This is a genomic window from Georgenia sp., from assembly GCF_054605595.1.
This window is the reverse complement of the sequence record NZ_JBTSDU010000137.1, coordinates 1-7,995: the sequence shown is the minus strand read 5'-3', so window position 1 is coordinate 7,995 and position 7,995 is coordinate 1. Positions and strand designations below refer to the sequence as shown.

General features: G+C 72.5%; 5 protein-coding genes. 2 read left to right on the top strand and 3 right to left on the bottom strand.

All coding sequences use genetic code 11. The annotated features are described in order from the left end of the window. Positions 1 to 85: 85 nt before the first annotated feature. Entirely contained in the window at positions 86 to 1,918 is a 1,833-nt protein-coding gene (locus tag ACYC1Z_RS12980; RefSeq protein ID WP_461409942.1) for a phosphoenolpyruvate carboxykinase (GTP), read from the bottom strand. Between the two features lie 123 nt (positions 1,919 to 2,041). Here ACYC1Z_RS12980 and ACYC1Z_RS12975 point away from each other — a divergent pair, with 123 nt between their 5' ends. Continuing rightward, positions 2,042 to 3,523 (top strand): helix-turn-helix domain-containing protein, encoded by a 1,482-nt coding sequence (locus ACYC1Z_RS12975; RefSeq protein ID WP_461409941.1) that lies wholly within the window; start codon positions 2,042 to 2,044, stop codon positions 3,521 to 3,523. Positions 3,524 to 3,555: 32 nt separating this feature from the next. Here the strand turns inward: ACYC1Z_RS12975 and ACYC1Z_RS12970 are convergent, their stop codons facing one another. Further along, positions 3,556 to 4,842: an adenylosuccinate synthase gene (locus tag ACYC1Z_RS12970; RefSeq protein WP_461409940.1), complete on the bottom strand. Its 1,287-nt coding sequence runs from the start codon at positions 4,840 to 4,842 to the stop codon at positions 3,556 to 3,558. A gap of 261 nt (positions 4,843 to 5,103) precedes the next feature. Beyond that, positions 5,104 to 7,236, bottom strand: coding sequence for an ATP-binding SpoIIE family protein phosphatase (locus ACYC1Z_RS12965; protein ID WP_461409939.1), 2,133 nt, complete (start codon positions 7,234 to 7,236; stop codon positions 5,104 to 5,106). Between the two features lie 85 nt (positions 7,237 to 7,321). On the opposite strand from ACYC1Z_RS12965, the gene ACYC1Z_RS12960 reads away from it, so the two are divergent. Further along, positions 7,322 to 7,717 carry an STAS domain-containing protein gene (locus ACYC1Z_RS12960; protein WP_461409943.1) on the top strand — a complete coding sequence of 132 codons (396 nt, stop codon included), beginning with the start codon at positions 7,322 to 7,324 and terminating at the stop codon, positions 7,715 to 7,717. The last annotated feature ends 278 nt before the right edge of the window (positions 7,718 to 7,995 follow it).

The window sequence follows — 7,995 nt, the reverse complement described above, 5'->3', positions numbered from 1 at the left end:
GCGGCCCGCCACGGCGGGACCCCCCCCGCCCTCGAGGGTGGGGGGGCCCCGGCCGTTTGCGAGACGGCCCGCGTGAGGCGGCACGCTACGCGAGCCGCTCGCGGAGCAGGGCGAGCTGGTCGGTCATCGCGTCCGGGAGGCGCGAGCCGAACTGCTCGAAGTACTCCTCGGTGAGATCGGCCTCGGCGCGCCAGCTCGCCGGGTCGATCGCGAAGAGCTCGGTGAGGTCCCCCTCGGAGACGTCGAGGCCGTCGAGGTCGAGGTCACCGGGCACCGGCAGGCGCCCGGTGGCCGCGTCCTGCGCGCCGACCTCGCCGTTGACGCGGCGCAGCGCCCACTGCAGCACGCGCGAGTTCTCGCCGAAGCCCGGCCACAGGTACGTGCCGTCGGCGCTCTTGCGGAACCAGTTGACCTGGAAGATCCGCGGGGCCTTGTCCCCGAGGAGCTCGCCCATCTCCAGCCAGTGGCCCCAGTAGTCGGCCATGTTGTAGCCGGCGAAGGGCAGCATGGCGAACGGGTCGCGGCGCAGCGCCCCGACCGCCCCCTCGGCGGCGGCGGTCTGTTCGGAGGAGACGGTCGCGCCCATGAAGACGCCGTGCTCCCAGTCGTAGGACTCGGCCACGAGCGGCACGTTGGTGGCGCGGCGTCCGCCGAAGAGGATGACGTCGATCGGCACGCCGGCGAGGTCCTCCCACTCGGGGGCGATGGACGGCGCCTGGTCGGCGCGCACGGTGAAGCGCGAGTTCGGGTGCGCGGCCGGGCGGCCGGCGCCCGGCGTCCAGTCGTTGCCCTGCCAGTCGATCAGGTGCTCGGGCACGTCCTCGGTCAGACCCTCCCACCAGACGTCGCCGTCGTCGGTCAGGGCGACGTTGGTGAAGATGACGTCGTGCCCCAGCGCGGCGATCGCCGTCGGGTTGGTGGTCTCACCGGTGCCGGGCGCGACGCCGAAGAAGCCGGCCTCGGGGTTGATGGCGTAGAGGCGGCCGTCCGGGCCGGGGCGCATCCAGGCGATGTCGTCGCCGATGGTCTCGACCTTCATGCCCGGGACGGTCGGGCGCAGCATCGCCAGGTTCGTCTTGCCGCACGCGGAGGGGAACGCCGCCGCGAGGTGGTAGACGCGCTGGTCCGCGCCGGTGATCTTCAGGATGAGCATGTGCTCGGCCATCCAGCCCTCGTCCCGGCCGAGGACGGACGCGATGCGCAGCGCGTAGGCCTTCTTGCCCAACAGGGCGTTACCGCCGTAGCCGGAACCGTAGGACCAGATCTCCCGGGTCTCGGGGAACTGGACGATGTACTTGGTGTCGTTGCACGGCCAGGCCACGTCCGGGCGGATGGTCCCGTCGGCGTCGACGAGGGCGTAGCCCACCGAGTGCACGGCGGGCACCCAGTCGGCGCCCTGCTCGATCTGTTCCAGCGCGGCGGCGCCCATGCGCGTCATGATCCGCATGGAGGCGACGACGTAGGGCGAGTCCGTCAGCTCGACGCCGACGCGGGAGATCGGGCCGCCGACGGGGCCCATCGAGAAGGGCACCACATACATGGTGCGGCCGCGCATCGAGCCGGCGAAGACGCCGCGGAGCTCCTCGCGCATCGCGGTCGGCTCGGCCCAGTTGTTGGTCGGTCCGGCGTCGATCTCGTTCTCGGAGGCGATGAACGTGCGGGACTCGACGCGTGCGACGTCGGACGGCTCCGAGCGGGCCAGGAAGCTGTTCGGGCGCTTCGCCTCGTCGAGCTTGATGAAGGTGCCGGTCTGGACCAGCTCCGCCGCGATGTGGTCGTACTCCTCCTGGGAGCCGTCGCACACGTAGATCGCGTCGGGCTGGGTCAGCGCCGCGATCTCGCGGATCCAACCCAGCAGGGCGGGGTCCTCGACGGTCAGTCCGGTCAGCGGCGCGGGCGCCACGTCTGTGGTGGTCATGCGTTCCTCCGAAAGGTCTTCCGGACGCTGCCGCGCGCCCTGCATCCACTCTGGGCTCATTTCGTGCTCCTTTCAACCGCCATTGGTTGACAAAAACTGTCACAGTTTCGTTATTGTCAACTCATGGCTGACGACGGTGCGCTCTCCCAGACTCTCAGACCGGGCACGGACCCGCTGGTCCTGGGCCGGCGCATCCGGCACGCCCGCACCGGTGCCCACCTGACGCTGAGCCGGCTCGCCGACGCCGTCGGCTCCACCACGAGCCAGCTCTCCCTCGTGGAGAACGGCCACCGCGAACCGCGCCTCTCGCTGCTCACCTCGATCGCGGCGACGCTGGGGACCTCGGCCGCGGAACTGCTGAGCCCCGAACCGCCGCCGGACCGGCGCGCCGAGCTCGAGATCGCGCTCGAGCGGGCCCAGCGCAGCTCCTTCTTCGGGGCGCTCGGCGTCCCGACGGTCCGCCCGGGTCGGCGCCTGCCGATGGATGCCCTGGAGTCGCTCGTGGCACTGCACGGCGAGCTGGCACGACGCGCCCGGGCGGCCATCGCGACGCCCGCGGAGGCCCGACGGATCAACACCGAACTACGTCTGGAGATGCAGCGGCGGAACAACTACCTGCCCGAGATCGAGGACATGGCCGAGGAGTTCGTGCGGGCGGTGGACTACACGAGCGGGGCGCTGACGCACCACATGGTGGCGCAGATGGCGGAGCGCCTCGGGTTCTCCATCATCCACGTCGACGACCTGCCGCACTCCACCCGCACCGTCACCGACCTGGAGAACGGGCGGATCTACCTCCCGCCGGCGTCCATCCCCGGCGGTTACGGGCTGCGCTCCCTGGCGCTGCAGGCGATGGCGCACCGCCTGTTCGGGCACGAGCGGCCGGCGAACTACGGCGACTTCCTCTTCCAGCGCCAGCAGATCGCCTATTTCACCGCGGCCTGCCTGGTGCCGCGGTTCGCCGCGGTGGCGTTCCTGGAACAGAAGAAGGCCGCGAAGGACCTCGCCATGGAGGACTTCCGCGACGCCTTCGGCATCACGCACCACTCGGCGGCGCAGCGGTTCACCAACCTCGCGACGGCACGTCTGGGCATCCCGGTGCACTTCATCCGGGCCGCCGACGACGGCGCACTCTACCGCGGCTACGAGAACGACGGCGTGCCGCTGCCCACGGACGCCTCGGGCGCCATCGAGGGGCAGCCGCTGTGCCGGCGGTGGGGAGCGCGGGCGGCCTTCACCCGCCGCAACCGCGTGACCGAGTTCGACCAGTACACCGACACCCCCAACGGCACCTACTGGTGCAGCACGCAGACGGGCACCAGCACGGACTCGGAGTTCTCCATCACCCTCGGGGTGCCGTTCGCCCATGCCAAGTGGTTCCGTGGGCGGGAGACGACCCGGCGCGCGCCGTCGACCTGCCCGGACGAGGCATGCTGCCGCCGCCCGGACCCGGACCTCGCCACCCGGTGGCGCGACCGGTCGTGGCCCAGCGCCAAGATGCACGCGCACGTGCTGAGCCCGTTGCCGTCCGGCACGTTCCCCGGCGTGGACGACTCCGAGCTCTTCGACTTCCTCCAGAAGCATGCCCCCGACGGCGGGGCCTGACCCGGCGCGTCGGCGCCGGCCCCGCGGGCGGATCAGTCCAGCAGGTCGTACCGCACGATGGTGGCCTCACGGTCCGGCCCGACGCCGATCGAGGACATGCGCGTCCCGCTCATCTCCTCCAACGTGCGGACGTAGCGCTGCGCCGCGGCGGGCAGGTCCTCGAAGGTGCGCGCCCCGCTGATGTCCTCGCTCCAGCCGTCCAGCTCCTCGTAGACCGGGCGGGCGTGGTGGAAGGAGGACTGGTCGGCGGGCATCTCGTCGTACCGCACGCCGTCGACCTCGTAGGCCACACAGACCGGGATCTTCTCGAGGCCGGTGAGGACGTCGAGCTTGGTCATCACCAGGTCGGTGAGCCCGTTGACCCGGCCGGCGTAGCGGGCGACGACGGCGTCGTACCAGCCGGTGCGGCGCGGGCGGCCCGTCGTGGTGCCGTACTCGCCGCCGACCTTGCGCAGGCGTTCGCCCATGTCGTCGGTCAGCTCGGTCGGGAACGGCCCCTCACCCACCCGGGTCGCGTAGGCCTTGAGCACGCCGACGACGCGGTCGATGCGCGTGGGCCCGACGCCGGACCCGGTGCACGCCCCGGCGGCCGTGGCCGAGGACGACGTGACGAAGGGGTAGGTGCCGTGGTCGACGTCGAGCATGGTGGCCTGGCCGGCCTCGAAGACGAGGGTCTTGCCGGCGTCGAGCGCCTGGTTGAGCACGAGCGAGGTGTCCACCACCATGGGGCGCACGCGGTCGGCGTACGCGAGGAGCTCCTCGGTGACCTCGTCGACGTCCACGGCGCGCCGGTTGAAGACCTTCACCAGCAGCTGGTTCTTCTGCGCCAGCGCGCCCTCGACCTTCTGGCGCAGGATGCTCTCGTCGAAGAGGTCCTGGACGCGCAGACCCACCCGGCTCATCTTGTCCGCATAGGTGGGTCCGATACCGCGGCCGGTGGTGCCGATCTGACGCTTGCCGAGGAACCGCTCGGTGACCTTGTCCAGCGTCCGGTTGTAGGACGGGATGATGTGCGCGGCGGCGGAGATCAGCAGGCCGGAGGTGTCGACCCCGCGTGACTCCAGCCCATCGATCTCCTGGAAGAGCACTTCGAGGTCGACGACGACACCGTTACCGATCACCGGGGTGCAGCCCGGGGTCAGGATGCCGGAGGGAAGCAGGTGCAGCGCGTACTTCTCCTCCCCGACGACCACGGTGTGGCCGGCGTTGTTCCCGCCGTTGAACTTCACGACGTAGTCGACCCGCGTACCGAGCTGATCGGTCGCCTTGCCCTTGCCCTCGTCGCCCCACTGCGCCCCGACGACCACCACGGCTGGCATCTTGTTCGGTCCTCTCGCCGCCCCTAGGACGCCGAACGGCGCCCCCGGGAGTTTATCGTCATCGCGGACGCGGGGCCGCCCGGGGTGCACGAGGTTCGTGGCCGGGCGCGCGCACCGGCGACCGCCGCCTCGCCCACCGGATCGGCAGCACGGTGCTGCTGATGCACCGGCTCGGCGGCACCGTACGGCGGTGCGGGCGGCACGAGTGCGACCGGTTCGTCCCGGAGATCTGCGGTGCGCCGCCCGGCGGAGCGGGGCGTCTCACTCCTCGGCGGCGCCCGGCGGCCGCACATCGAGGTGCGCCGCGCGCAGGCGCGCCCACACCACCTTCCCGGTCGGGGTCGGCCGCCAGCCCCAGTCGGCGAGGCGGTCCACGATGTGCATGCCGAACCCGCCGACCCGACGAGGGTCGGCCTCGCGGGTGATGGGCGGGCCGGGGTTGGCGTCGAAGACCTCGATGCGCAGCCCGTCCCCGGTGTCGTGCAGCTGCAGCCCGATGCGCCCCCGGCCGTGCACGACGGCGTTGGACATCAGCTCGGAGACCACGAGCTCCGCCGGCCCCGCGTCCTCGATCCCCCAGGCCCGCGCGGCGCTGCGGACCGCGTGCCGCGCCCGGCCGATCGAGGAGGCTTCCGGCGGCAGCTGCCAGCGCCGTCGGCGGGTGCTCGACCCGACGGGGCCGTCGGGCGCGCCGGGCACCCGGATGACGACGAGCGCGACGTCGTCCTCGGGGGCGTCGGCCAGCGCGAGGAGCTCCTCGCCCACGCCCGCGGCGTCGGGCGCGCAGACGGTGCCGCAGAGCTCGATGAGTGCCTCGAGGCCCTCGCGCATGGCGCGGTCGCGGCGCTCGATGAGGCCATCGGTGTACAGCACGAGCACGTCGCCAGGGAGCACCTCGGTGGTCGCCGTGGTGCGCCTCCCGTTGCCGTACCCCATCAGGGTGCCCGCGCCGCCGTCGAGCACGGTCACGACACCACCGCGGACCTGGAGGGGCGGCAGGTGGCCGGCCCGGGAGTAGGTCAGGTCCCAGACGCCGTGGCGCGGCGTCAGGGTCGCGTACACCAGCGACGCGCTGCGGGGCATGCGCATGGTGTCGACCAGGTCGTCCACCCGGCCCAGCACGATGCCCGGGTCGACCAGCTCGACGGCGAAGGCTCGCACCACGGAGCGCAGCTGCCCCATCGTCGCGGCCGCCTCGACGTCGTGGCCCACCACGTCCCCGATGACGACGGCGACCGTCTCGTCGCGCAGGTTGACGACGTCGTACCAGTCCCCGCCGACCTGGGCGTGCGAGGCGCTCGGGGCGTAGTACGTCCACACGTCGAGCCCTACCACCTCGGCCTGCTCGGGCAGCATCGCCCGCTGAAGGGCCTCGGCCAGCTGGTGCTCGCTCGCGTAGAGCCGTGCGTTGTCCATCGCCATGCCCACCCGCCGCGCGACCAGCTCCAACATGGTGACGAGCTCGTCCCGGGGACGGATCGTGGCGGACGGCTCGCCGTCGGGCAACACCTCCTCGACGTAGGACAGCACGACGAGGAGGCCGAGGGTGCGCACGCGCCCCAGCACGGGCAGGACGAGCACCTCACGGTCGGCGTCGGGGTGCCGGGCCCGGTGCGGCTCGACGATCGCGAGGACCTCGGCGGTCGCGGAGCCGGGTGTCGCGGGGGCGTCGAGGTGGACGGTGTACATGGTCACGCCGCCCAGGAGCCGTTCGACCTCGTCGGCCCCCGGCGGCCGCTGAGCAGGCGGGCGGCGGGGCAGCGGGTCGATGCCGTCCACCTCGCGCAGGTTCCGGTCCTCGACGACGAAGCCCGCCCAGGCGACGGCCCGGCGGGAGAGGAGATCGGCGATGGCGCGGAGCACCTCGCTCGGCTCGCCCTCCTGGAGCAGGTCCGAGGTGCGCGAGACGATCGTCAGCCCGAGCCGGGCGCGGCGCTCCACCTCGCGCTGGACACGCTCGAGGGAGGCCCGTTCGATCTGGTCGGAGATGTCTCGCGCGACCACAGACCACAGGGGCGCGTCACCGGCGGGGACGTCGAGCGGGACGAGGTCGAGCTGTGCCCAGAACGGGACGCCGTCCCCGCGCCGGGCCTGGACGACGATGGTGGCCGGCTCGTCGCGCGCCAGGGCGTGCCTGATGGATCGGCGGCTGTCGGCGTCCAGCTCGGGGCCACCACGCTCGGCCACCCGGCCCGGTCGCGCGTCGAGCGCCTGGTGGAGGCCCAGGAGCTCCCGCATGGCCGCGTTGGCGGTGACGAGCTCCCACGCCCGGTCGGGACCCGGGGTGAGCACGGCGACGGCGTCGGGCAGGCTCTGAAGGACCGCGTCGGCACAATCGATGCGACAGGCACCATCGTTGCGCCCGGCACCATCGTTGCGACTGGTACCGCCCATCGAGGCCTCCGATCGTCTAGCGTTCGTCACGATGCTAGGCGCGGGAGGGATTCCGCACGCGCGCAGAGGAGGACTGTTGTCGGACGTGACATGGGGAGGGGCCGCCGTGGACGGCGCGGTGCACGACTCCGCACCGACGCCGACGGGCGCGGGAGAGCTCGGTTCGGTGCACATGATGGTGTCACCGAGCCGGACCCGGCTGGTGCTCTCGGGCGAGATCGACGTCGCGCTGAGCCCCGATCTCACCGAGGCGATCACGGAGACGGAGCGGATCGGGAACCCCGTCGAGGTGGATGCCCGACACGTGACCTTCATGGACTCCTCGGGCGTGAGCATGCTGGCGCGGCTCGCCCACCACACCGCGAGCAGGCTGACGCTGATCCAGCCGCCCGACGTCGTCCGCTTCCTGCTGGAGGTGACCCAGATCGGCGCGATCGTCGACGTCGTCGAGGTCGACCCCGGTTTCCCCGAGAGCAACTGAGACGACGGCGGCCGCACCGCACGCCGCCGTCGGGTCCGTGGCACGCCACCGCCGGCCCGGTCCGGTACGGCGCCCCCGAGAACCTCGACCTCGTCGGCGTCCGCGACGTCGTCGGGGCACGCCGTCGCCGGGCTCGCGGCACGCCGTGCCCCGATCGGCGCACCGCTGACCTCGACCGGAACTCCGCGGGCCCGGCCCCCCGGGAGGGGCCGGGCCCGCGGGCGGTCCGAGGGGACGGTCAGGCCATCGGGCGGCCGGCCGAGCGCCGCTGTCGGCAG